The sequence below is a fragment of the Hydrogenophaga sp. genome, from assembly GCF_019635465.1.
In the GTDB taxonomy this organism is placed as follows: domain Bacteria; phylum Pseudomonadota; class Gammaproteobacteria; order Burkholderiales; family Burkholderiaceae_C; genus Hydrogenophaga.
On sequence record NZ_JAHBZK010000014.1, the window covers coordinates 109,512 to 133,864 of the forward strand.

Here is a 24,353-nt window from a genome sequence, read left to right on the forward strand (position 1 = left end):
CGGGCTCGCCGCACCGGCGGGCTTTGTTGGCCTATGCTGCCGCCCTTCGATGGACGATGTCGGGAGCAAGGCGGTGCGGATCAGGTGGTCTCGGGTTGCGCGTTGGGGCGCCTGGGTGGCGGTGGGTGCGCTGGTGCTGGCCTGGGGGCTGTGGCTGGCCCTGGGCCGTTTGATGGACGCCGGCTGCACCAACCGCGTGCTCGATAACCAGCCTTCGCCCGACGGGCATTGGCGCGCTGTGGTGTTCGAGCGCAACTGCGGTGCCAGCACCGGCTTCTCGACGCAGGTCTCCGTGCTCGCCGTGCGGGCCGAGTTGCGCAACCGGGCCGGCAACCTCTTCATCGCCGACACCGATCACGGCGCCGCGCCCTCGGGGCGGGGTGGCGGCCCGGCCGTCACCGTGCAATGGCGCTCGGCCCGGCAACTGGTGGTGCGCCATCACCCCGCAGCGCGGGTGTTCAAGGCCATGCCCTCGGTCAACGGCGTTGCGGTGAGCTACCGCGTCGAGCCTTGACGGTGGACTACGCCGCCTCGGCCACAACGCCCTCAGCGACCAGCATATCGATCTGATCGTCCGCATAGCCTGCCTCGCGCAGCAGCTCGCGCGTGTGCTGGCCCAGCAAGGGCGCGGGGGTGCTGGTGGGTGTCGGGGTCGCGCTGAAGTGGATGGGGCAGCCCACGCCGCGCGTGGGCCCGGCTTGCGGGTGCACGGTCTCGACCACCATGCCTCGCGCCAGGGTTTGCGGGTGGCTCAGGGCCTCGCCGATGGTGTGTACGGGGCCGGCGGGCACGCCAGCTACGTCGAAGGCCGCTTGCCAGTCGGCGCGGGTTCGGGTGCGCACCACGGTGTTCATCAGCGCGACCAGTTCTTCCAGGTGCGCCATGCGGTCGCTGTTGGCGGCAAAGCGCGGATCGGCGCGCCATTCGGGGTGGCCGAGCACCTCGCAGATTCGTTCCCAGTTGGCCTGGTTGGCGCCGCCGATGTTGATCCAGCCGTCGCTGGCCTCGAAGGCCTGGTAGGGCGCGGTCAGCAGGTGCGCCGAGCCGGTGGGCTGCGGTGAACGCTGGGTGGCGAACCACACGGCCGCGTGCCAGTAGGTTTGCTGCAGGGCCGCGTCGGCCAGCGAGGTGTCGACGATCTGGCCTTGCCCGGTCTTGAGGCGGTGGATGTAGGCGGCCAGCACGCCCACCGTGGCCAGGATGCCGGCGTTCATGTCCGACACCGCGCTGCCGCTCTTGACCGGTGGCCGACCGGGCTCGCCGGTGACCGACATCAGGCCAGCAAAGCCCTGCGCGATGAGGTCGAAGCCGCCCTTGTCGGCATAAGGGCCGGTGCGGCCGTAGCCGGTGATGGCGCAGTAGATCAGGCCAGGGTTGATGGCCGACAAGGTGTCGTAGCCCAGGCCGAGCTTGTCCATGGTGCCGAGGCGGAAGTTTTCGATCAGCACGTCGGCGTTCTTCACCAGCTGCTTGAGCACCTCGCGCCCCTGGTCGAGCTTGAGGTTGAGCGCCATGCCGCGCTTGTGGCGGTTGAGCATCATGAACGGCGCCGACACGCCATTGACCTGCGGGTCGCGGTAGCCGCGCGAGTCGTCGCCGCCGGGCAGCTTCTCGATCTTGATCACCTCGGCGCCGAGGTCGGCCAGCAGCAGGCCGCAGGTGGGGCCCGACATGATCTGGCTGAGTTCGAGCACGCGCAGGCCCGCAAGTGGGCCGGCGGCAACGGGGCTGGGCATGCTCACTGTCCTTTCCACACCGGTGGGCGTTTGGCCACGAAGGCACTCACGCCCTCGTGGAAGTCGTCGCTGCCATACACGGTAAGAATCAGGTCGTCGCCCGGTGGCAGCTCGTGCACGGTCAGCCGTTGCAGCGCGGTCTTGCTCACGCGCTGGGTCACCGGCGCCAGCGCGGCCAGCTTGTGGGCGAGGGCCAGGCCTTGCTCACCGAGCGCCTCGGCGTCGGGCGCAATGCCATGCAGATAGCCGCAGGCCATAGCCTCGTCGGCGCCCACCATCTCGGCCAGCAGCAGCATGCGCTTGATTCGCTCGTGCCCCCAGGCCGCGCGCAGCCGCGCGATGTTGGCCACCGACAGGCCGTTGCCCAGCGTGCGCGCGATCGGCACGCCGAACTTCGTGCCCGGCGTGGCCAGGCGAAAGTCGCAGGCGGTGGCAATCGCCAGGCCACCGCCCACGGCCCAGCCTTCGACCAGGGCAATGGTCGGCATGGGCAGGCTGGCCAGCCGCGTGATGCCGGCGTCGATCTGGCGTTCGTAGGCGATGCCGTCCTCGCCGTTCTTGAAGTGCGCGAACTGCGCGATGTCGGTGCCGGCCACGAAGGCCTGCCCACCGGCGCCACGCATCAGCACCGCGCGCACCGAGCTGTCCTGTGCGAGTTGCTCGCAGGCGGCGCCCAGTTGCTGGTACATGGTCCAGGTCATGGCGTTGCGCGCCGCGGGGCGGTCGAACACCAGATGCGCCAGGCCTTCCTCGATGCGCAGGCTCACCTGCCCGTTGTCCTCGCTCATCGGTAGAACACGTCCACCAGGAACATCGGCACCGCCGGCACATAGGTCACCAGCAGCAGCAGCGCCATGAGCACGCCGATGAAGGGCAGGTTCACGCGCGTGACCTTCCACATGTCGGCCTTGGCGATCGAGCAGGCCGTGGCCAGCACGCTGGCCACCGGCGGCGTCTGCTGGCCGATGCCCAGGTTGAGCGTGACGATCAGGCCGAAGTGCACCGGATCGATGCCCACCGCCTTGACCAGCGGCATCACGATCGGCACCACCAGGATGATGGCCGCCGCCGAGTGCAGGAACAGCCCCGCCAGCAGGAAGAAGATGTTGAGGATGGCCAGCACCGCCCACTTGTTGTCGGTCAGCGAGGCGATCCACGCCGCCAGTTGCTGCGGCATCTGCTGCTCGGTGAGCAAATGGCCGAGCAGGGCGGAGGCGGCCACCAGCAGCATCACCACCGCGGTCTGCACGCTGCCCTCGACCATCGACTCCATCAGGTGCTTGAGGTTGAGCTCGCGGTAGATCACGGCGCCGATGAACAGCGCGGCCACCACGGCCAGTGCCGCGCCTTCGGTGGCGGTGACGACGCCGCCGAAGATGCCGCCCAGAATGATCATGGGCAGCAGGAAGGCCCAGGCCGCGTCCTTGAAGGTGCTCTTGACGCGCTGCCAGCTGAACACTTCTTCAACCGGGTAGTTGTAGCGTTTGGCGTACCAGTAGGCCAGGCCCATCATGGCGCCGCCGCCGAGGATGCCGGGCACGATGCCTGCCACGAACAGCTGCACCACCGAGGTCTCGGCCATCACCGCGTACAGGATCATCGGGATCGACGGCGGAATGATGATGGCCAGCGTCGCTGACGACGACGTCACCGCCGCGGCGAATTCCTTGGGGTAGCCCTTCTTCTTCATCGCCGGCACCAGGATCGAACCCATGGCGGCCACGTCGGCCACGGCCGAGCCGGAGATCTCGGCGAAGAACAGCGAGGTGCCGATGTTGACCATCGCCAGCCCGCCCTTGACGAAGCCGAACAGGGCAGAGGCAAAGGCGATGAGCCGGCGCGACAGGCTCGACGAATTCATGATGGCGCCGGCCAGCACGAACAGCGGAATGGCCAGCAGCGGGAAGCTGGTGGCGCCATTGAACATGGTGATGGCCGCGCTCAGCAGCGACTCCATGCCGCCGAACCACACCATGGCCGTCATGGCCACCACGCCGAGCGCGATGGCGATCGGCACATTGATCAGGATCAGGGCCAGCAGGCCCAGGAACATCAGCGCGGCCATCATGATTGCATCGCCTTTTCGATTTCGCGTTGCATTTCCTGCTTCTCGGCGTCGATCACGCCGTCGCCGCGCGCCTGGCGCAGCAGCTCGGGCAGCGTGAGCAGTTGCGCCACGATGAAGATCAGCGAGCCGATCGGGATGACCGATTGCGTCAGCCGCGTGGGCACCCAGGGCAGGCTCACCATGGCGTCACCTTCCAGGATCACCAGCACCTGGTAGCCGTACCAGCCCAGCAGCGCGAAGAACAGGATCACGATGCCTTCGCCCAGCAGCACCAGCGGCACGCGCAGGCTGGGTGGCATGGCATTGACCAGCCCCGGAAAGCCAATGTGCGAGCGCTTGAGCGCAGCCAGCCCGGCGCCGTAGTAGGTCAGCCAGGCCAGCGCGATCGAGGCCACCTCGTCGTACCAGACCATGGGGATGCCGAGCTTTCGGTAGGTCACGCCCATGAGGACGATGACCGCCAGCGAGCCCAGCAGCAGGATGACGAACGCGGTGAGCGCGCGTTCGAACGCGAGTCGAAGGGAGTGCAGCACGATGAACCCGAAGGGAAAGGGAGGGCGCGAAGGCCCCGCCTCAGTGGCGGGGCCGTTCGCAGGCGATGGCGTCAGAACTTCGCGCCGAGCTCGACTGCCTTGTCAACCAGCTTGGCGCCGTCGGGCACTTCCTTGCCGAACTCGGCGTACACGGCTTTGCTGGCGGCGATGAAGGCGTTCTTGTCCGGGTCGTTGACCTTCACGCCGGCGGCAGCGATCTTGTCGACCAGTTCCTTGTCGAGCTCGGCCGCGGTCTTGTAGACAAAGGGCTGAACGTCCTTGGCGGCCTTCTCGAGGATCTCGCGCACATCGGCGGGCAGCGAGGCGAACTTGCGCGAGCCGGCGGTGAGGTAGGCCGGCGTGTACACGTGGCCGGTCATCGAGAGGTACTTCTGCACCTCCTGGAACTTGGACGAGTAGATCTGCGTGAGCGGGTTCTCCTGCCCGTCCATCACACCGGTCTGCAGCGCCACGAACACCTCGGACAGCGCCATCGGCGACGGGTTGGCGCCATAGGCCTGGAACATCTTCACGCGCCACACGCCTTGCGGCACGCGCAGCTTCATGCCCTTGAGGTCGTCGGGCTTGACGATCGGGCGCAGGTTGTTGGTCACGTTGCGAAAGCCGTTCTCCCACACGCCCAGGATCTTGTAGCCCTTCTCGTCGGCCATGGGCGCCAGCGCCGGCCACACCACCGCCTGCTCGATGGCTTTCATGTGCTCGCGGTTCTTGACGAGGTAGGGCATCTCGAACATGCCGAAGGCAGGCACGGTGGAGGACATCACCGACGAGGGCAGCGACAGGTCCAGCGTGCCCAGGCGCAGCTTCTGCATCATCTCGGCGTCGCCGCCGAGCTGGCTGGAGCCGAACACCACCACCTTGGCCTTGTTGCCCAGGCGTTCGTTGGCCACGCGCGCAAACTCGTTGGCCGAGCGCTCAAAGAGCGAGCCGGGCCCGCCCACGTGGCCGAGCTTGATCTCCAGTTGCGCGTGTGCGGCGGTGCTGGCCAGCATCAGCGCCGTGGCGCCCAGCGCTGCGGTGACGGCCCGTCGGGTGAAGGCCGCGAGGGTACGGTGGCGATTCGGCATGCTTGTCTCCTGTGTGGTTTGTCGTCCGCTGAAAACTCCGAGCCCCGTCCACGGACGCAACGGGGCACCTGTCATCCGGTCTCAGGCCATGGCGGGCTGGGGCTTGCTCTTTGGGGCGGGCGCGCCTTGCAGCAGGCCGCCCGGGTGGGCCGAGAAGTGGTCCATGACGGCCTGCACGCCCGAGCCAGCCAGCTTGACGCCGGCGAGCTTGAGGCCCATTTCGCAGCCGGCCACGGTGGCCACCAGCGTGAGGTCGTTGCTGTCGCCCAGGTGGCCGATGCGGAACATGCGACCCTTGATCTTGCCCAGGCCGGTACCCAGCGAGCAGTCGAAGCGCTCGTAGATAAGCTTGCGCACCGCGTCGGCGTCCACGCCCTCGGGCGTCATGACGCCGGTGAGGATGGGTGAGTACACCGCGGGGTCGGCGCACTGGATCGGCAGGCCCCAGGCGGTGACGGCGGCGCGCACGCCCGCGGCCCAGCGTTGGTGGCGTGCAAACACGCGGTCCAGCCCGTCTGCCAGCAGCATGTCGCAGGCCTCGCTCAGGCCGTAGAGCAGGTTGGTGTTGGGGGTCGATGGCCAGTAGCCGTTCTTGTTCATCTCCAGCATCTCGCCCCAGCCCCAGTAGGCGCGCGGCATGGTGGCCTTCTTGCTGGCTTCGATGGCCTTGGGCGACAGCGCGTTGAAGCCGATGCCGGGCGGCAGCATCAGGCCTTTCTGCGAGCCGCTGATGGCCACGTCCACGCCCCATTCGTCGTGGCGGTAGTCGGCACCGGCCAGGCCCGAGATGGTGTCGACCAGCAGCAGAGCAGGGTGCTTCGCGGCGTCGATGGCGCGGCGCACGGCGGCGATGTCGCTCGTGACGCCGGTGGAGGTTTCGTTGTGCACCACGCAGACCGCCTTGATGGCGTGGCCGCTGTCGGCCCTGAGGCGCTGCTCGATCAGATCGGCCTGCACGCCGCGGCGCCAGCCTTCGGTGCCGGGCAGGCCCAGCACCTCGGTTTTGAGGCCCAGGCGCGTGGCGAGCTGGTTCCACAGGAAGGCGAAGTGCCCGGTCTCGTACATCAGCACCTGGTCGCCCGGGTTGAGCACGTTGACCAGCGCGGCCTCCCAGGCGCCGGTGCCCGAGCCGGGGTAGATCATGACCGGGTGGCGGGTCTTGAAGATGGTCTGCATGTCGGCCAGTACCTTCAGGCCCAGGCGGCCGAACTCGGGGCCGCGGTGGTCGATGGTGGGTAGGCTCATGGCGCGCAGGATGCGATCCGGCACGGGCGAGGGCCCCGGAATCTGCAGGAAATGGCGGCCGGTGGGGTGGGCGTCGGTGGTCAGCATGGTCGGTTCTGGTTGCAGGTTGGCGGCCATTTTTTGTATGCAAAATGCAAATGTCAAGGGTATTCACCCCGGTATGATCCCGTTGACCCCGGATTTTTTGCATACAAAAATGGAGGCCCATGAGCGCCCAAGTGCCCAGCATTCCGCGTCCCGTCCTGCATGAGCAGGTGGCGAGCCGTTTGCGCCAGATGCTGGTGGAGGGCGTGATCGCGCCCGGCGCCAAGCTCAACGAGCGCGAGCTCTGCGAGGTGTTGCACATCTCGCGCACCCCGCTGCGAGAGGCCATCAAGATGCTGGCCGCCGAAGGCTTGGTCGAACTGCTGCCCAACCGCGGCTCGGTGGCCGTGGCGCTGGACGAAGAAGACGTGCGCCACACCTTCGAGGTGATGGCGGGGCTGGAGGCGCAGTCCGGCCAGCTGGCCGCGGCGCGCGTGACCGACGCCGAGGTGGCCGAGATCGAGGCCATGCACTTCGAGATGATGGCCGCCTACACCCGGCGCGACCTCTCGGCCTACTACCGGCTCAACGCCGCCATTCACCGCGCCATCAACGCCGCGGCCAAGAACCCGGTGCTCACGGCCACCTACAACCAGGTCAACGCGCGTCTGCAGGCGCTGCGCTTTCGCTCCAACCAGGACGGCGAGAAGTGGCAGCGCGCCGTGCAGGAGCACGAGGCCATGGTGAACGCCCTCAAGACACGCGACGGCGCCGCGCTGGCGCGTGTGCTGACCCAGCACTTGCACCACAAACGCGACGTTGTCATCGAGCAGATGCACGCCGCCGAGAGCGACTGACCATGAACGCACCCTTGCCCATTCACCTGCGCCAGGAATCCCCCGACAGCAGCTACGAGCGCGCCGCGCGCATCGGGGCCGAGGTGGCGGGGCGGCTCGCGCGCGAGCTGCGCCAGCACACGCAGGGCGAGGTACTCTTTTCGGCCGGCGACCGCGGCCGCTACGCGACCGACGCGTCGATCTACCAGCAGATGCCGGTGGGCGTCTTCGTGCCCACCAACGCCGAGGACGTGGCCACCGCGCTGCGCATTTGCCGCCAGCTGGGCGTGCCGGTGGTGCCGCGCGGCGGGGGCACCAGCCAGTGCGGGCAGACGGTGGGCACCGGCCTGGTGATCGACCACAGCAAGCACATGCGGCGCGTGCTGGCGGTGGACGCCGACGCGCGCACCGCCACGGTCGAGCCGGGCATCGTGCTCGACCACCTGAACGCGCAGCTCAAGGCGCACGGCCTGTGGTACCCGGTGGACGTGTCCACCAGCGCGCAGGCCACGCTCGGTGGCATGGCGGGCAACAACTCCTGCGGCAGCCGCTCCATCGCCTACGGCAACATGGTGCACAACGTGCTGGGCGCGCAGGCCTGGCTGGCCGACGGGCAGTTGCTCGACTTCGGCGCCTACGCCGACGCCGGTGGCGAGGCGCGCGCCATCGGCGACTTCGTGCGCGACCTGGCCGCGCAGCACGCCGGCGACATCGACGCGCACTGGCCCAAGGTGCTGCGCCGCGTGGCGGGCTACAACCTCGACGTCTTTCGCAACCAGAACCCGCGCCCCTACACGGCCGACGGGTCGGTGAACCTGGCGCACCTGCTGATCGGCAGCGAGGGCACGCTGGCGCTGACGCGCTCGCTCACGCTGCGCCTGAGCGAGCTGCCGCGCGCCAAGGTGCTCGGGGTGGTGAACTTCCCGACCTTCTACAAGGCCATGGACAGCGCCCAGCACATCGTCAAGCTGGGCGAAGGCATGCCGGTGGGCCAGCTCACGGCGGTGGAGCTGGTCGATCGCACCATGATCGAGCTCGCGCTCAAGAACCCGGCGTTTGCGCCCACCATCCGTACCGCGCTGTCGCCGCACATCAACGGCGGCCAGCCCGACGCGGTGCTGCTGGTCGAGTTCAGCGGGCCGAGCAAGGCCGACATCCAGCACAAGCTGCGCGAGCTGGTCGAACTGATGGGCGACCTGGGCCTGCCGGGCAGCGTGGTCGAGATGCTCGACGACGCGCCGCAGAAGAACCTTTGGGAGGTGCGCAAGGCCGGGCTCAACATCATGATGAGCCTGCGCGGCGACGGCAAACCGGTGAGCTTCATCGAAGACTGTGCGGTACCGCTGGAATACCTGGCCGAATACACCGACGCGCTCACGCAGGTGTTTCGCAAGCACGGCACGCGCGGCACCTGGTATGCGCATGCGTCGGTAGGTACCTTGCATGTGCGGCCCATCCTGGACATGCGCACTGGCGGTCCCGACGGTGGCGCCGCGAAGATGCGCGCCATCGGCGAAGAGGCCAGCGCGCTGGTGCGGCGCTACAAGGGCGCGTACAGCGGCGAGCACGGCGATGGCCTGTGCCGCGGCGAGTGGATCGAATGGCAGTTCGGCCCGCGTTTGAACGAGGCCTTCCGGGCCATCAAGCAGCGTTTCGACCCGGACGGGCTGTTGTGCCCGCAGCGCATGATCGATCCGCCGAAGATGGACGACACGCGGCTGATGCGCTTTCCGCCCAGCTACCGCGTGGTGCCGATCCGCACGGCGCTCGACTGGAGCGGCTGGGATGTGCAGAACGACGCCGTGACCGAGCAGACCAGCGCGCCCGGCACCGGCGGCGACCCCGCGCACGGCCTGGCCAAGGCGGTGGAGATGTGCAACAACAACGGGCACTGCCGCAAGTTCGACGCCGGCACCATGTGCCCGAGCTACCGCGTCACGCGCGACGAGCAGCACCTCACGCGCGGGCGCGCCAACACGCTGCGCCTGGCCCTGAGCGGACAGCTCGACGGCATGGCACCGGGCGATGCCTTCACCAGCGACGCGGTGCGCGAAGCCATGGACCTGTGCGTGGGCTGCAAGGGCTGCAAGCGCGACTGCCCCACCGGCGTGGACATGGCGCGCATGAAGGTGGAGTGGCTGCACCACCACCACGCCAGGCATGGGCGCTCGGTCAAGGACCGCCTGATTGCCCACCTGCCCGATTACGCCCGCTGGGCCGCACGGCTGGCGCCGCTGCTCAACCTGCGCAACCGCCTGCCGTGGATGGCGGCGCTGGGCGAACGCTGGCTGGGCCTGAGCGCGCAGCGCAGTCTGCCCGAATGGCGCACGCGCCACTTCTTCAACGACGCGCCGCGCACCGCCACGCGCGACGAGGTGATGGCGGCAGAACGCGGCGTGGTGCTGTTCGTCGACACCTTCAACGGGCATTTCGAAGACGACAACGCGCGCGATGCGGTCACGGTGCTGCAGACCGCAGGCTACGTGGTGCACGTGGCCACCAAGCAGGGCGGCGACGGCCATTTGTGCTGCGGCCGCACCTACCTGGCCGCCGGCATGGTGGACGCTGCGCGCGACAAGGCGCGCGAGCTGGTGGCCAGCCTGCTGCCGCTGGCCGAGCGCGGCCTGGCCATCGTCGGCCTGGAGCCCTCGTGCCTGCTCACTCTGCGCGACGAGCTGCTGGTGATGGGCCTGGGTTCGGGTGCGCAAGCGGTGGCCGAACAGGCCTTGCTGTTTGAAGAGTTTCTGGCGCAGGAGGCGCGCGCGGGTCGCATGGACGGGCTCAAGGCGCAGCTGCAACCGGTGGCGCAGCCGGTGCTGGTGCACGGCCATTGCCACCAGAAGGCCTTCGACGCCGTCTCACCCGTGATGGAGGTGCTGCGCTGGGTGCCGGGCGCGCAGCCCAGGCTGATCGAGAGCAGTTGCTGCGGCATGGCTGGCAGCTTTGGCTACGAGGCATCGCACCACGCGGTGTCGATGCAGATGGCCGAGCTGAGCCTGTTGCCCGCGGTGCGGGCCCAACCCGATGCCATCGTTGTGGCCGATGGCACCAGTTGCCGCCACCAGATTCACGACGGCGCGCAGCGCGAGGCGATCCATGTGAGCCGCTTGCTGGCACGCCAGCTGGGCGCAGCCTGATGGCGGATCAGTAGGCGACTGCGCGGTCGCTGAGTTCGGCCGGGCCGGAGGGCGCAAAACCCAGGCGCCCGACCAGGTACAGCGTGTGCTGCAGCAGGCGCGCCATCTGCGTGCGTGCCTCGCGCGAGGTGTTGGCCGCCATCAGCGCGATGGTGGGCACGCAGGTTTCGCCGAAATCGTCTTCGTCGCGCACGTAGCGCGTCAGCAGGTGGTCCTTGCCCATGTCAAGGCGCGCATCGACCAGTTCGGCCGCGCGTTCGAGCCGGCTCATGGCCTCGAAGCCCACGACCCAGCAGACGTGGCGGCCTTCCTGCCGTTCGGTCACGGTGCAGCCCAGGGGCAACTGCCAGGTGCGGGTCTCCTCGCGGCCTGAAATCAGTCGCAGCGCGTTGCGCCACAGTGGGTGCGCATCGGCGACAAAGGCCTGCAAGGAGCGCCGGATCTCGACCGCCACATCGCCTTGTGAGCCAGGGCCGTGGACCATGACCACGCCTTGCTCCTGCACTTGCGAGCCGTCGATGGTCACGCGCTCGGGCTCCAGGCTGGATGAAAGCGAGTGCACCACGCCGCGCACGTCCTCGCGCGCGGCCCAGGGCGCCAGCAACAGGGTGATGCCGCCGGACTGCAGCACGCGCAAGGAAACCGGCTCACTGCGGATGGCGCCCTGGCCATCGCCGAGCAGGCGCTCGAACGCGGAGGCGACCTCGCGCTGGTCGTGGCGCGATGCGCCCATGAGCACCACCACGACGCTCGGGTCCTGTTTGCGCATGGCGGGCGAATTGCACACCAGGCACTGGACCTTGGCCGCGGGTTTGGAGAGCACGTCGCAGCGCGACGCGGGGGGCAGGAGCGCACCGTCGTCGTTGAGCACCTTGGCGACGGCAGCGGGGGTATCGATGACTTGGCGGGACATGTGAAGGCAGGGACCAGCGATGTGTCGTTGGTTCGGCATCTTCGTGGCGGAAGTGAGGCGCATCCGACCCGAGCCGGATCACCTGCACGTCTGGCCGACCATCGGTCAAAAGGCTGGCCAGGCGAGTGACCGGCGGCTCTGGAACTGGCGCGGATGGCCCGTGACCGGATCGTCAAAAGCAATCTGCTGCGCGAGCAGTTGCAGCGGCGATGTGTGGTCTTCCGTATGCATCGGGCCGTCGCGCACTGTCGGATAGAAGCGGTCGCCCGCGATGGGCGCGCCCAGCGCGTTCAGGTGCACCCGCAACTGGTGCCGTTTGCCTGTGATCGGTTCGAGCCGGTAGCGTGCCCATTCACCGTGGCGCTCGATCAGATCGATGCGGGTTTCGCTGTTGGGCTCGCCCTCGGTTTCGACCATGCGGAAGAAGGCTTCCACGTCTTCTTCGATGCGGCTGCGGCGCACGAGGGGCCAGGTCTGGTCGGCGCACAGCGGCGCGATGGCTTCGTAGACCTTGTGCACCGCCCGGTCGCGAAACAGCGCGTGGTAAGCGTTGCGCTCCTTCGGTCGCAGGTTGAATACCACCAGGCCAGCGGTTTCGCGGTCGATGCGGTGCACCGGGTTGAGCGTGTGAATGCCGGTGTGCCGCTTGAGCCAGACCATGAGGCTGTGCTGCACATAGCGTCCGGTGGGCGTGACCGGCATGAAGGGCGGCTTGTCGGCCACCAGCAGGTGGTCGTCCTGAAACAGCACATCGGGCTCGAAGGGAAACGCTGGCTCGTGATCGAGCTGGCGCCAGTAGTACAGGCGCGCACCCGGCACACAGGCGGCATCGGCCGCTACTGGCCGCGCATCGTCGTCGAGCACGTCGCCCTGAGCCAGTCGTCGTGCCCAGCCGGCCGCGTCGATCACCGGCAGCCGCTCGCTCAGGAACTGCAGCACCGAGGCCCAGGGCAGGGGCTTGAGCGTGGGCACGGCCACGCAACTGGGCGACACGCCGTCGCGCGTGGGAATGAGCGGGTTCTTGGGGCGGTGGGCCACCGGCGCCCTTTGCCGTTCAGACGCGGGTGAACACCAGATCCCACACACCGTGGCCGAGCTTGAGGCCACGGTTCTCGAACTTGGTGAGCGGGCGGTAGTCGGGCTTGGGCGCGTAGGCCTCGGCGGTGTTGCGCAGCAGCGGCTCGGCGTTGAGCACCTCAAGCATCTGCTCGGCATAGGGCTGCCAGTCGGTGGCCAGGTGCAGGTAGCCACCGGGTTTGAGCTTTTGCGCCAGGCGGTGCACGAAGGGCGACTGGATCAGGCGGCGCTTGTGGTGGCGCGTCTTGTGCCAGGGGTCGGGGAAGAAGATGTGCGCGCCGTCCACGCTGGCGTCGGCCAGCATGTGTTCCATCACCTCGACCGCGTCGTGGCGCAGGATGCGGATGTTGTTCAGGCCGGCGTCGCCCGCGAGCTTGAGCAGCGAGCCCACGCCGGGCTCGTGAACCTCGCAGCACAGGAAGTCGTCCTGCGGGCGCACCTGCGCAATGTGCGCGGTGGCGGTGCCCATGCCGAAACCGATCTCCAGCACCAGGGGCGCTTCGCGGCCGAACGCGGTGCGCGCGTCGAAGGCCTGGTCGGCGCTGTAGGGCACCAGCAGGCGCGGACCGTGCACCTCGTAGGCCCGGGCCTGGCCGGCGGTGGTGCGACCGGCGCGCAGCACGTAGCTTTTCACCACGCGCAGATAGGGCACGTCGTCGGGTGGGGTGCGCGGCTGCGCGTGGCGTGGGTCGGTCATGGGGGCCTCGAAGGGCCGGGATTTTAGGCCGGCCAGCGTTCGGCCCAGGCGCCGATCCAATGCCCAAGGGCACTGCCGAGGTCGTCGCTGGCGCTGGCGGGCAGTCCCAGGGCTTGCGCCGCCACGTTCAGTGCGGCCAGTGGATTGCCCAGGTCCAAGGCATGCGCGCCGTTTTGCTTGCTGAGCTTCTCGCCGTTGGCGCCCATCACCAACGGGGTGTGCAGGTAGCGGGGTGTGGGCAGACCCAGGGCCTGTTGCAGCAGGATCTGGCGCGGCGTGTTGTCGGCCAGGTCTTCGCCGCGCACCACGTGGGTGATGCCTTGCTCGGCGTCGTCGACCACCACCGCGAGCTGGTAGGCCCAGAGGCCGTCGGCGCGGCGCACGATGAAGTCGCCCACTGCGGAGGCCACGTCCTGCGACTGTGCGCCGAGCCGGCGATCCCGCCACTCAACGTGGCCCAGGCCCGCCACCCGAAAGCGCCAGGCCCGCGCGGGGCGCCCCAGAAGGCCGCCGCGCTCGGGCCGGCAGGTGCCGGGGTAGGTGGCGGCCTGGTGGCGTTCGCGCGGCGTGCCGGCGGCCAGCAGGGCGAGCTCGATGTCCTGGCGCGAGCAGGCGCAGGGGTAGGCGTCGCCTTGTTGCAGCAGCCGCTCCAGCGCCGCCTGGTAGGTGCTGCCGCGGCTGGACTGGCGAATCACCGGTGCGTCGCTGTGCAGCCCGCAGGCGGCGAGCTGATCGATGATCTGGCGCTCGGCGCCGGGTACACAGCGCGGGCCGTCCACGTCTTCGATGCGAACGAGCCATTGGCCGCCATGGGCACGCGCGTCCAGCCAGCTGGCCAGCGCTGCGACCAGCGAGCCGGCGTGCAGCGGGCCGGTGGGCGAAGGGGCGAATCGACCGCGATAGCTCACGCGCGGTTCACAGCGGCTCAGGCCAGCGCGAGCGCGAGCTCCAGGCCCGAGACGAAGGCGTCTTCGACGCGGTGGCCCAGGCACCAGTCGCCGCACAGGCCAACGCCCAGCGTTGCATCGAGCAGGTGGCTCTGTCCCAGCGGCGTCTGCGTCTGCGCAAAGCGCCAGCGGTGCACCTCGGCGTGCGGCGGCGTGGCGCGGATGCCGGTGATCTCGGCAAAGCCCTTGAGCAGCTTGGCCTTGACGCGTTCGGCGTCGTCTTCGAGGTGTTTGGTCGACCAGGCCGGGCTGGCCTGCACCGTCCAGCGTTCGATGGGCTCGCGCGCGGGCTTGCTGGACTCTCGCGCCAGCCAGCTGATGCGGTGGTGCGTGCTGCGCGCCGCGCTCCATTGCGGCCCCAGGTGGGCCAGGCCGGGCTGCATGGCCTGCGGAAAGGCCACCATCAGCGTCCAGCACGGTGCCACGTGCACCCGCGTGAGCGCCTGACGCAAGCCGGGGGCCAGGCCCGATGCCAGCAGCAGATCGTGCGCTTGCGGGTGGGGGATGGCCAGCACCACGCGGTCGAAGCCGCCGAGTACCTGCTGGCCGCCATCGTTGTCGTCGCAGCGCAGCTGCCATTGCGCCGGGTGCAGCGCGTCGCGCTCGATGTGGCTGACGTGGGTCTGCAGCAGCACCCGTGCGGGCAGTTGGCCATGCTGCGCCGGCTGCAGCATGGGCTCGGCCCACAGGCGGACCAGGGCGTTCATGCCGGGCGCTGCCACGAAGTGAGGCTCGGTCGGCGGTGGTGCGCTGGCCAGCACGTGACCGAATTCGTCGAGTACCCGAACCGTGCTTGCGCTCCAGGCGCGCACGGCACTGGTGGCGGTGGCGCGCAACACCTGTTCGAAGCGGGCATCGCGCACGGTGAAGTACTGCACGCCGTGGTCAAAGCCGCCGAATTCGGTGCGCCGCGTAGCCATGCGACCGCCGACGCCACGGCTCTTTTCGAACAGGGTGACCCGGTGGCCGGCCTGCAGCAGGGTGCGCGCACAGGTGACGCCGGCCATGCCGGCACCCACGATGGCGAAGTGCAGGGGAGCGCGGTTGGCGGCGGTCTTCGATGGGCGATTCATGGGGCGCAGCGTGGTGATCGTGCGGCGAATGTAGCAGCGCGGCGCCGGTACCGGGTGTCGCGTTCTCCCGGGTTGCGTGTGCGTGCGTGGGTGTGCGTGCGTGGGTATGCAGCCTCAGTGTTGCGGGTGGTGGTGCAGCAGCGCGTCGCGTGTGGCGGCGGGCTTGAGCCGCTCCAGCCACCATTGCAGGGCACGGCCACTGTCGCGGCCCACACGCGTGGTGTGCCAGCCGTACATCAAACGGATCTGTCGGTCGGTCTGCTGCACCGTCTTGACCACCAGGCGGCCCGCCGAGATGTAGGGCTGCGCCATGGGCAGGGGCAGAAATCCCACGCCCAGCCCTCGCAGCTGGGCCTCGAGCTTGTGCTGCATGGTCGGCACTGTGAGCACGTCCTGCCCGGGTAGCAGGTTGTAGCTCACGCCTCGGCCCCGCTGGGTGGTGTCGGCCACCGCCACAGCGCGGTGCTGGCGGATGTCTTCCTCGCAAAGGTTGCCGGCAAAGTCGGCCAAGGGGTGGTGCGGTGCGACGGCGTACACGAAGGGCACGGAGCCCAGCGGCGCCGTCTGCAGGCCAGGGCCCGACACCTCACCGGTGATGCCCAGCGCCAGGTCGGCGATGCCGCCCTGCAGCGATTCGAGCGTGCCGGAGAGGTTCTCGGAGCGCAGCCGCAAACGGGTGGGTGCGCCGGTGGCATAGAAGTCCTCGCACAGCTCGAACAGCGTGGTGCGCGAAATCAGCGCGTCGGCCACGATGGTGAGCTGCGGCTCCCAGCCGGTGGCCACGCGTTTGACACGCTGGGCGACGGCGTCGAATTCGCCCAGCAGGAACTCGCCCGCGCGCAGCAGCTCGGCCCCCGCGGGGGTGAGTACCGCGCGGCGTGCGCTGCGGTCGAACAGCAGCACGTCCAGGGCGTCCTCGATCTGGCGCACGCGGTAGGTGAGGGCGCTGGGCACCATGCCCAGCTCGCGCGCCGCAGCGGCCATGCTGCCCAGGCGCGCCACGGCGTCGACCAGGGCCAGGTTTTCGGCCGACAGCGCGCTTCGCGCCTGCGAGGTGTGGGGCATGGCGGCTCCTTCATTCAAACGATTTGAATGATGCCATCAAATCCATGCGCTCTCGATGGAAGGGTGCGCACCCACAATTCACCCCATGCCAGCGCCGCTGGCCCCAACGAAAGGATGGTCCCCATGATGCAGATCCGCCGCGCCGACGCCCGTGGTTTTGCCGACCACGGTTGGCTCAAGAGCTACCACTCGTTTTCTTTCGCCGATTATTTTGACCCGGCCTGGATGGGCTGGGGCAACCTGCGGGTGATCAACGAAGACCGCATTGCCCCGGGCACCGGTTTCGGCACCCATGGTCACCGCGACATGGAAATCATCAGCTACGTGCTGCAGGGCAATCTGGCGCACAAGGACAGCATGGGCAATGTCAAGGGCATTCCGCCCGGCGACGTGCAGCGCATGAGTGCGGGCACCGGTGTGCGCCACAGCGAGTTCAACCACGCGCCCAACAGCGCGACGCACTTCCTGCAGATCTGGATCGAGCCGAACCAGACCGGCATCGCGCCGAGCTACGAGCAAAAGACCTTTGCCGACACCGACAAGCGTGGCCAGCTGCGTCTGGTGGCTTCGCCCGATGGCGCCCAGGGTTCGGTCAAGGTGCACGCCGATGCGGCGATGTATGCCGGTCTGTTCGATGGCGACGAGTCCACGTACATCCAGCTGGACCCGGCGCGCAAGACCTATGTGCACCTGGTGCGCGGTGAGCTTGAGGTCAATGGCGAACGTTTGTCGGGCGGCGATGCTGCCGTCATGGCCAACGAAGCGCAACTCACTCTGGCCCGCGGCAAGGACGCCGAGGTGCTGGTGTTCGATCTCGCCGCCTGATTCCGTTCCGTTTTTCCTGTCACTCCCAACCCTCCAAAGGACTTCTCATGAACGCTTTGCAAAACCCCTTCGCGCTGCTGGCCCGTCTGCTGCTGGCTGCCCTGTTCCTGCCCGCGGGCCTGTCCAAGATCGGCGGCTTCGCCGGTACGGCCGGCTACATCGGTTCGGTGGGCCTGCCGGCGCCCGAGCTGGCGGCCGTGGTCGCCATCGCGGTTGAGGTGCTGGGCTCGGCGCTGCTGATCATTGGTCTGTTCACGCGCCCTGCGGCGCTGGTGCTGGCGGTGTTCACCCTGGTCGCCAGCGTGTTCTTCCACGCCTACTGGGCGATCCCGGCCGATCAGGGCCAGGCCGCCTTCATGCAGTCGCTGCTGTTCTGGAAAAACATCGGCGTGGTCGGTGGCCTGCTGGGTCTGGCCGCCTTCGGTGCCGGTGCCTTCAGCCTGGACGCCAAGCGCGCCAAGTGATGTGTCGGGCCGGCCGCAGAGGTCGGCCCGCTTTTCGGCGTGGCGGCCCCAAGCACCGCACGCAAGCTTTTCATCTGATTTCAAAGGACATCTGTCATGGCCAAGGTTGTTGTCGTCTATCACTCCGGGTACGGACATACCCAACGCATGGCGCAGTCGGTTGCCGACGGTGCCGGCGCCGAACTCATCGCCGTCGACGCCGATGGCAACCTGCCCGCCGGCGGCTGGGAAGCGCTCGATGCCGCCGACGCCATCATCATGGGCTCGCCCACCTACATGGGCACCGTGAGCTGGCAGTTCAAGAAATTTGCCGATGCCTCCAGCAAGGCCTGGTTCACCCAGAAATGGAAGGACAAGGTGTTCGCCGGCTTCACCAACAGCGCCACCATGAACGGCGACAAGCTGTCGACCCTGCACTACCTGTTCACCCTGGCCATGCAGCACAGCGGCATCTGGGTGGGCACCGGCCTCATGCCCAGCAACAGCAAGGCGGCGCAGCGCAACGACGTGAACTACGTTGGCTCCTTCAGTGGTGCCATGGCGCAAAGCCCGTCGGACGCCAGCGCCGCGGAAATGCCCGCTGGCGACCTGGAGACCGCCCGCCTGTTCGGCGAGCGCGTCGCCGCCACGGCAGCGAAGTTCAAGGGCTGATCCGGTTTTCAACCGGGCGGACCGAGGGCTACCATGCAGCCCTCATGAAGATCATCAGCATGCTTCCCTGGGCAGACTGGCTCGCGCTGGTCTGCTTTTTTTCGCTCTGGGTTGGCTACGCCTGGTTTTCCAAGGTCTGGGCGAGGACGCGGCCGTCGCTGCTGCTGACCACCAACCGCTATCGCCGCTACTGGATGGAGCAGGCCATCACGCGCGATCCGCGCATGCTCGACGGCATCATCACGCAGGCGCTGTCGCACACCCCCGCGTTTTTCTCGTCGACCTCGATCCTGATCATCGGTGCGCTGTTCGCCTTGCTGGGCACCACCGACAAGGCCACCGAGCTGATGAGCGAGATTCCGTTCGCGCAGGCCACCACCCTGATCGCGTTCGAGTTCAAGATCCTGGTGCTGGTGGCGATCTTCGTTTACTCGTTCTTCCGATTCTCGTGGTGCATGCGCCAGTACACCTTCGTGGCGCTGGCCATCGGCTCCATGCCCTCGGCCAAGGAGTTCGAAGCCGGCAAGTTCGACCGCCAGGTGTTCGCCGACCGGGCAGCGGCGCTGGTGGGCTCTGCCGCCGAAACCTTCAACGACGGCCTGCGGGCCTACTACTTCTCGTTTGCCCTGCTGGGCTGGTTTGTCTCGCCCCTGGTCATGGTGCTGGCCACGGCCGTGGTGGTGGCCATCCTCTACAGCCGGGAATTCCGCTCGGAGGTGCTGGCCATTCTCAAGGACTGAAACGCCCGAAAACTAGAATTTGGGCATGTTTGTCCATCTGCGCCTGCACACCGAATTCTCCGTCGTCGATGGCACCAACCGGGTCGATGACGCCATCGACGCCGCGGCCACCGACCACCAGCCCGCGCTGGCGATCACCGACTACAACAACCTCTTTGGCGCGATCAAGTTCTACAAGACCGCGCGTGGTGCCGGCGTCAAGCCCGTCATCGGTGCCGAGGTGGTGCTGCAGGGCTTCACCGAAGAAGCCACCAACGCCATGCCGGGGGCCCACCAGCCCCCGTTGCCCCGGGTGCTGCTGCTGGTGCAGGACCACCAGGGCTACCTCAACCTGTGTGAACTGCTCGCGCGCGCCTGGACGCGCAACGTGGTGCGCGATCAGGCCGTGCTGCGCCGCGAGTGGCTCGAAGAACTCAATGCCGGCTTGATCATGCTGTCGGGGGCGCACGCCGGCCCCGTGGGGCAGGCCTTGCTGGCCGGCGATGCGAAGCGCGCGGGCGAAGTGGCCCTGCAACTGGCCACGGTGTTCACCCACCGCTTCTATCTGGAGGTGCAGCGCGCCGGTCGACCCGACGACGAGCGCCACGTGGTGGCCACGGTCAAGCTGGCGGCGCGGCTGCACCTGCCGGTGGTGGCCACGCACCCGGTGCAGTTCCTCACCCCCGACGACTACGAGGCCCACGAGGCACGCGTGTGCATCTCCGAAGGCGAGATCCTGGGCAACAACCGCCGCGTGCGCCGCTTCACCCGAGACCAGTGGTTCAAGCCCGCGGCAGACATGGCGGCCCTGTTTGCCGACCTGCCGTCGGCGGTGGCCAACACGCTTGAGATCGCGCGCCGCTGCAACCTCACCCTGGTGCTGGGCAAGCCGCAGCTGCCCGACTTTCCGACGCCGGTGGTCAACGGCGTGCCCATGCCCATGGCCGACTACTTCCGCCAGCTCTCGTTCGAAGGGCTGGAGGAGCGGCTGCTGCACCTGTACCCCGACGCGGCCAAGCGCGACGAGCAGCGCCCGCGCTATGTGCAGCGGCTGGAGTTCGAGATCGGCACCATTCTCAAGATGGGCTTCCCCGGCTACTTCCTGATCGTGGGTGACTTCATCAACTGGGCCAAGAACAACGGCTGCCCGGTGGGTCCGGGTCGCGGCTCGGGTGCGGGCTCGCTGGTGGCGTACGCGCTCAAGATCACCGACCTGGACCCGCTGCAATACAACCTGCTGTTCGAGCGCTTCCTCAACCCGGAGCGGGTGTCCATGCCCGACTTCGACATCGACTTCTGCCAGGGCAACCGCGATCGCGTGATCGACTATGTGAAGCAGAAGTACGGCAAGGACGCGGTGAGCCAGATCGCCACCTTCGGCACCATGGCCGCGCGTGCGGCCATCCGCGACGTGGGGCGCGTGCTCGATCTGTCGTATGGCTTTTGCGACGGCATCTCCAAGCTGGTGCCCAACAAGCCCGGCATGAGCGTGACGCTGCAGTACCCGCCGGTACCCAAGAAGGAGGGCGACAAGAACAACTACGCGCTCGAGATGGAGCCCATGCTGGCCGAGCGCGTGCAGAAGGAGGAAGACGTCAAGAACCTGATCGAGCTGGCGCAAAAACTCGAAGGCATGACGCGCAACGTGGGCATGCACGCGGGTGGTGTGCTGATTGCCCCGGGCAAGCTGACCGACTTCTGCCCGCTGTACGCGCAGCCGGGCAGCGATTCTGCGGTGAGCCAGTACGACAAGGACGACGTCGAGGCCATCGGCCTGGTCAAGTTCGACTTTCTGGGCCTGGCCACGCTGACCATCCTGGAGATCGCGCGCGAGCTGATCATGAAGCGCCACCAGGGCCAGGAGCACTTCGCCTTCGAGAACGTGCCGCTGGACGACCCCAAGGTCTATGCCCTGTTCTCGCGCGGTCAGACCGAAGCGGTGTTCCAGTTTGAAAGCCGAGGCATGCAGGGCATGCTGCGCGACGCCAAGCCCACGCGACTGGAAGACCTGATTGCGCTGAACGCGCTGTACCGACCGGGCCCGATGGACCTGATCCCCAGCTTCGTGGCGCGCAAGCACGGGCGCGAGCCGGTGGAGTACCCGCATCCGGCGGTAGCCGACATGCTCAGCGAGACCTACGGGATCATGGTCTACCAGGAGCAGGTGATGCAGACCGCGCAGATCCTGGGGGGCTACTCGCTCGGTGGCGCCGACCTGCTGCGCCGCGCCATGGGCAAGAAGAAGGCCGAGGAAATGGCCGAGCACCGCGAGAAGTTCCGCGCCGGTGCCCTGGCGACCCATGGCATTCCGCAGGACAAGGCCGACGAAGTCTTCGACCTGATGGAGAAGTTCGCGGGCTATGGCTTCAACAAGTCCCACGCGGCGGCGTACTCGCTGCTGGCCTATCACACCGGCTGGCTCAAGGTGCACTACACGGCGGAGTTCTACTGCGCCAACATGACCGTGGAGATGGACGACACCGACAAGCTCAAGGTGTTGTTCGAGGACGCGCACAAGATGGGCATGGCCTTCGAGCCGCCCGACGTCAACCGCGGCAACTACCGCTTCGAGCCGGTGACCGACAAGCTCATCCGCTATGGGCTGGGCGCCGTCAAGGGCACAGGCCAGCAAGCCATCGAAGCCATCGTGGCCGCGCGCGAGGGCCGGGGCGAGGGGCCCAACGGCGACGAGAGCGGACCGTTCAAGAGCCTGTTCGACTTCTGCCTGCGCGTTGACCGCGCGCGCATCAACAAGCGCACGGTCGAAGCGCTGATCAAGGCGGGCGCCTTCGACGGCCTGCACCTCAACCGCGCCGAGTTGCTGGCCTCACTGGATATTGCCTTCGAGTACGCGGCCACCACCCAGGCCAACGCGCACCAGGGCGGCCTGTTCGACATGCTCTCGGGCGACGACCATGGCTCCAGCACGCAGACGCCCGACCTGGTCTCGACCCTGCCCTGGGGTGTGAAGGAACGCCTCACGCACGAGAAGAGCGCCATCGGCTTCTACTTCTCGGGCCATTTGTTCGACGAGGTCGAGCGCGAAGTGCGTCGCTTTGCGCGCACGCGACTGGTCGACGTGGTGGACAGCCGCGATCCGGTGATCCTGGCCGGCATCGTCACCGACTTCCGGGTCATCAATGGTCAGCGCGGCAAGCTCGCACTGTTCAAGCTCGACGACAAGACGGCCGTGCTCGAAGCCAGCGCCGACGAGAATCAGATCAACCTGCACCGCGCGCTGCTCAAGGACGACGAGCTCATCATCGTGCAGGCCGTGGCCCAGCCCGATCGCTTCTCGGGCGGCTTGCGACTGAAGATCCAGCAGGTCTGGGACATCGCCACCGCGCGTTGCCGCTTCGGCAAGTACCTGCGGGTGGCCGTCAACGGGCACGCGCCGTCGGTGGCGCAACTGGTGCGCGAGTTTCCGCCGCGGCGCGAGCAGACGGAGCAGGGCGAACTGGTGCGCGGCTTGCCTGTGCGCCTGTCGCTGCAACGCCCGGGCGCCATCTGCGAACTGCAACTCGACGACCGCGCCCTGTTCTTCCCCAGTGACGCGGCCCTGGCCAGCTGGATGGCCCAGGCGCACGAGCAGCGGGCAGAGATCGTGTTCGACTGAGGCCTTGCCTCATTTGTCCTGCGGTCGCAGCCCGATCACCATCGACGGCGGCACGCGCCCGTCCACGTCGCGCGGCAGGGTGCCGGTGCGGTCGATGGCGCGCAGCACCGCTTCATCCCAGGATGCGTTGCCGCTGCTCTTGACCAGCTTTCGCCCGGTGATGGTGCCGTCAGGTGCAATGCGCACTTCCACCTCGGCCCGGGGATTGCTGGGCAGAAGGTCTGTGAAGGCCACGTTGGCCCGAATGCGCGAGGCGACCTTGCCTGCGTAGTTGGCTGAGGGGCCGCTCGACTGCTGCGCTGTGCCAGTGCTTTGCGGGCCGCCGCTGGCACCGGCCTGGCCCATCATGCGGGCGATCTGTTCCTGGCGCAGTTGCTCCTGCAGCTGGGCCTGGCGTTTCTCTTCGGCCGCCTTTTTCTCTGCTACCGCTTTCTTTTCAGCCGCGGCCTTCTTCTCGGCCGCCAGCTTCTCGGCGGCCGCTTTCTCTGCCGCGGCCTTCTTTTCAGCTGCGGCCTTTTCGGCGGCGATGCGCTCGCGCTCGCGCTGTTCGGCCAGCTTGCGTTGGGCTTCCTCGCGTTCGCGCGCTTCGGCCTCGGCTTTTGCTTTGGCTTGCTGGATGGCGATGTCGGCCTGAGTGGGTGCTGGTGGTGCCGGGGCCGGGGGGGGCGGTGGCGGTGCCGGCACCGGCTTGGGTGGCGGTGGGGGTGCCGGCGTGGGCACGGGTGGGGGCGGGGGAGCCTGGGTGGCGCGGGGCGCGGCCTCTTGCGGCAGGCGCGACCAGAGTTCGGCTTCCACCGCGGCCTGATCGCTGTGGCGCTTCCAGCTCACACCCCAGGTGAGCGCGGCAATCAACAGGGCATGCACGACGACGGCTTTGCCCACGGGGCCGCCCCAGCGGCCGGGCGGCGGTGGGGCAAGGTCAAGGTGGTCGGCGGTGCTGCGCATGGTCTATCGGGGTGGTCAGCGGGTGCTCAATGCGTGCTCACCGCGTGGTCTGCACGGCCAGGCCCACGCGCTGGATGCCGGCCTTCTGCAGGGTGTCCATCACGCGCACCACCGATTCGTAGCGCACCGTCTTGTCCGCGCTGATGATGACCGGCACGGTGGCCGGGTCGGCGCCATCGGCGGTCTGCAGTTCGCGCACCCGCTCGGCCAGGCCCTTGATGAGCACAGGCACCGCTTCGTTGCTGGCGCGGCCATCGGCCACGCGCAGCTGCTCGTCCTTGTCGAGCAGCACCTGCACGAAGCGGTCGGGCTGGCGCGCTGCCTGACCGACGCTGGGCAGGGCGATCTGGCTGGGCGTGATGAGTGGCGCCGTGACCATGAAGATGATCAGCAGCACCAGCATCACGTCGATGAACGGGACCATGTTGATCTCGTTGACGGTGCGGCGGCGGCGGCCGCGGCTGGCGATCTTGGCCATGGCGTCAGAAGGTGGAGGCGCTGGCGGTGTTGGTGCCGGGGTGCGCGCTCAGGTTGCGCTGCAGGATGTTGGAGAACTCTTCCATGAAGGTCTCCAGCCCGTTGGCCAGGCGATCGATGTCGTGGGCGAATCGGTTGTAGGCCACCACCGCCGGGATGGCAGCGAACAGGCCGATGGCGGTGGCCACCAGGGCCTCGGCGCTGCCGGGGGCCACCG

General features: G+C 68.0%; 23 protein-coding genes. 8 read left to right on the forward strand and 15 right to left on the reverse strand.

What is annotated here, in order from left to right:
- Positions 1 to 73 precede the first annotated feature (73 nt).
- Positions 74 to 514 (forward strand): hypothetical protein, encoded by a 441-nt coding sequence (locus KF871_RS13845; RefSeq protein WP_291143499.1) that lies wholly within the window; start codon positions 74 to 76, stop codon positions 512 to 514.
- A gap of 7 nt (positions 515 to 521) precedes the next feature.
- On the opposite strand, the gene KF871_RS13850 is transcribed toward KF871_RS13845, so the two are convergent.
- The 6 genes from KF871_RS13850 to KF871_RS13875 all read right to left on the reverse strand — a co-directional run bounded on the left by KF871_RS13850 (position 522) and on the right by KF871_RS13875 (position 6,757).
- Positions 522 to 1,736 (reverse strand): CoA transferase, encoded by a 1,215-nt coding sequence (locus tag KF871_RS13850; protein WP_291143501.1) that lies wholly within the window; start codon positions 1,734 to 1,736, stop codon positions 522 to 524.
- Between the two features lie 2 nt (positions 1,737 to 1,738).
- A complete protein-coding gene (locus KF871_RS13855; RefSeq protein ID WP_291143504.1) occupies positions 1,739 to 2,524 on the reverse strand; it encodes an enoyl-CoA hydratase/isomerase family protein in 786 nt (261 codons plus the stop codon).
- Positions 2,521 to 3,804 carry a TRAP transporter large permease gene (locus KF871_RS13860; RefSeq protein ID WP_291143507.1) on the reverse strand — a complete coding sequence of 428 codons (1,284 nt, stop codon included), beginning with the start codon at positions 3,802 to 3,804 and terminating at the stop codon, positions 2,521 to 2,523. The genes KF871_RS13855 and KF871_RS13860 overlap by 4 nt, the downstream gene beginning before the upstream one ends.
- Positions 3,801 to 4,337: a TRAP transporter small permease gene (locus KF871_RS13865; protein ID WP_291143510.1), complete on the reverse strand. Its 537-nt coding sequence runs from the start codon at positions 4,335 to 4,337 to the stop codon at positions 3,801 to 3,803. Before KF871_RS13865 ends, KF871_RS13860 begins: the two co-directional genes overlap by 4 nt.
- A 71-nt stretch (positions 4,338 to 4,408) precedes the next feature.
- Positions 4,409 to 5,425 carry a TRAP transporter substrate-binding protein gene (locus KF871_RS13870; protein ID WP_291143512.1) on the reverse strand — a complete coding sequence of 339 codons (1,017 nt, stop codon included), beginning with the start codon at positions 5,423 to 5,425 and terminating at the stop codon, positions 4,409 to 4,411.
- A gap of 81 nt (positions 5,426 to 5,506) precedes the next feature.
- A complete protein-coding gene (locus KF871_RS13875; protein WP_291143515.1) occupies positions 5,507 to 6,757 on the reverse strand; it encodes an aminotransferase class V-fold PLP-dependent enzyme in 1,251 nt (416 codons plus the stop codon).
- Between the two features lie 119 nt (positions 6,758 to 6,876).
- Between KF871_RS13875 and KF871_RS13880 the strand changes: the two genes are divergently transcribed.
- Entirely contained in the window at positions 6,877 to 7,551 is a 675-nt protein-coding gene (locus tag KF871_RS13880) for a GntR family transcriptional regulator (protein ID WP_291143518.1), read from the forward strand.
- A gap of 2 nt (positions 7,552 to 7,553) precedes the next feature.
- Positions 7,554 to 10,667, forward strand: a complete 3,114-nt coding sequence (locus KF871_RS13885; protein WP_291143521.1) for an FAD-binding and (Fe-S)-binding domain-containing protein — start codon at positions 7,554 to 7,556, stop codon at positions 10,665 to 10,667.
- 7 nt (positions 10,668 to 10,674) lie between these two features.
- On the opposite strand, the gene KF871_RS13890 is transcribed toward KF871_RS13885, so the two are convergent.
- The 6 genes from KF871_RS13890 to KF871_RS13915 all read right to left on the reverse strand — a co-directional run bounded on the left by KF871_RS13890 (position 10,675) and on the right by KF871_RS13915 (position 16,439).
- Positions 10,675 to 11,580, reverse strand: a complete 906-nt coding sequence (locus KF871_RS13890) for a hypothetical protein (protein WP_291143524.1) — start codon at positions 11,578 to 11,580, stop codon at positions 10,675 to 10,677.
- Positions 11,581 to 11,685: 105 nt separating this feature from the next.
- Positions 11,686 to 12,618 (reverse strand): pseudouridine synthase, encoded by a 933-nt coding sequence (locus KF871_RS13895; RefSeq protein WP_291143527.1) that lies wholly within the window; start codon positions 12,616 to 12,618, stop codon positions 11,686 to 11,688.
- A 16-nt stretch (positions 12,619 to 12,634) separates the two neighbouring features.
- Positions 12,635 to 13,354: a tRNA (guanosine(46)-N7)-methyltransferase TrmB gene (trmB, locus tag KF871_RS13900; RefSeq protein ID WP_291143530.1), complete on the reverse strand. Its 720-nt coding sequence runs from the start codon at positions 13,352 to 13,354 to the stop codon at positions 12,635 to 12,637.
- A gap of 23 nt (positions 13,355 to 13,377) precedes the next feature.
- Positions 13,378 to 14,262, reverse strand: coding sequence for a tRNA glutamyl-Q(34) synthetase GluQRS (gluQRS, locus tag KF871_RS13905; protein WP_291143533.1), 885 nt, complete (start codon positions 14,260 to 14,262; stop codon positions 13,378 to 13,380).
- Positions 14,263 to 14,279: 17 nt separating this feature from the next.
- A complete protein-coding gene (locus KF871_RS13910) occupies positions 14,280 to 15,374 on the reverse strand; it encodes an NAD(P)/FAD-dependent oxidoreductase (protein ID WP_291143536.1) in 1,095 nt (364 codons plus the stop codon).
- A 114-nt stretch (positions 15,375 to 15,488) separates the two neighbouring features.
- On the reverse strand, positions 15,489 to 16,439 hold the full coding sequence (locus tag KF871_RS13915) for a LysR family transcriptional regulator (protein WP_291143539.1): 951 nt from the start codon (positions 16,437 to 16,439) through the stop codon (positions 15,489 to 15,491).
- A gap of 123 nt (positions 16,440 to 16,562) precedes the next feature.
- Between KF871_RS13915 and KF871_RS13920 the strand changes: the two genes are divergently transcribed.
- From KF871_RS13920 to dnaE, 5 genes are all read left to right on the forward strand, one after another.
- Positions 16,563 to 17,264 (forward strand): pirin family protein, encoded by a 702-nt coding sequence (locus KF871_RS13920; RefSeq protein WP_291143542.1) that lies wholly within the window; start codon positions 16,563 to 16,565, stop codon positions 17,262 to 17,264.
- 47 nt (positions 17,265 to 17,311) lie between these two features.
- Positions 17,312 to 17,728, forward strand: coding sequence for a DoxX family protein (locus KF871_RS13925; RefSeq protein ID WP_291143545.1), 417 nt, complete (start codon positions 17,312 to 17,314; stop codon positions 17,726 to 17,728).
- 96 nt (positions 17,729 to 17,824) lie between these two features.
- Positions 17,825 to 18,379, forward strand: coding sequence for a flavodoxin family protein (locus KF871_RS13930; RefSeq protein ID WP_291143548.1), 555 nt, complete (start codon positions 17,825 to 17,827; stop codon positions 18,377 to 18,379).
- A gap of 44 nt (positions 18,380 to 18,423) precedes the next feature.
- Positions 18,424 to 19,119, forward strand: coding sequence for a DUF599 domain-containing protein (locus KF871_RS13935; RefSeq protein WP_291143551.1), 696 nt, complete (start codon positions 18,424 to 18,426; stop codon positions 19,117 to 19,119).
- Between the two features lie 25 nt (positions 19,120 to 19,144).
- Complete coding sequence (dnaE, locus tag KF871_RS13940) at positions 19,145 to 22,714, forward strand: DNA polymerase III subunit alpha (protein WP_291143554.1); 3,570 nt, start codon at positions 19,145 to 19,147, stop codon at positions 22,712 to 22,714.
- Positions 22,715 to 22,723: 9 nt separating this feature from the next.
- Here dnaE and tolA read toward each other — a convergent pair whose 3' ends face one another.
- From tolA to KF871_RS13955, 3 genes are all read right to left on the reverse strand, one after another.
- Positions 22,724 to 23,659, reverse strand: a complete 936-nt coding sequence (gene tolA, locus KF871_RS13945; RefSeq protein ID WP_291143557.1) for a cell envelope integrity protein TolA — start codon at positions 23,657 to 23,659, stop codon at positions 22,724 to 22,726.
- A gap of 37 nt (positions 23,660 to 23,696) precedes the next feature.
- Entirely contained in the window at positions 23,697 to 24,137 is a 441-nt protein-coding gene (locus KF871_RS13950; protein WP_291143560.1) for a biopolymer transporter ExbD, read from the reverse strand.
- A gap of 4 nt (positions 24,138 to 24,141) precedes the next feature.
- Positions 24,142 to 24,353 (reverse strand): MotA/TolQ/ExbB proton channel family protein (locus tag KF871_RS13955; protein ID WP_291143562.1); only part of this gene is annotated, 212 nt, incomplete at its 5' end.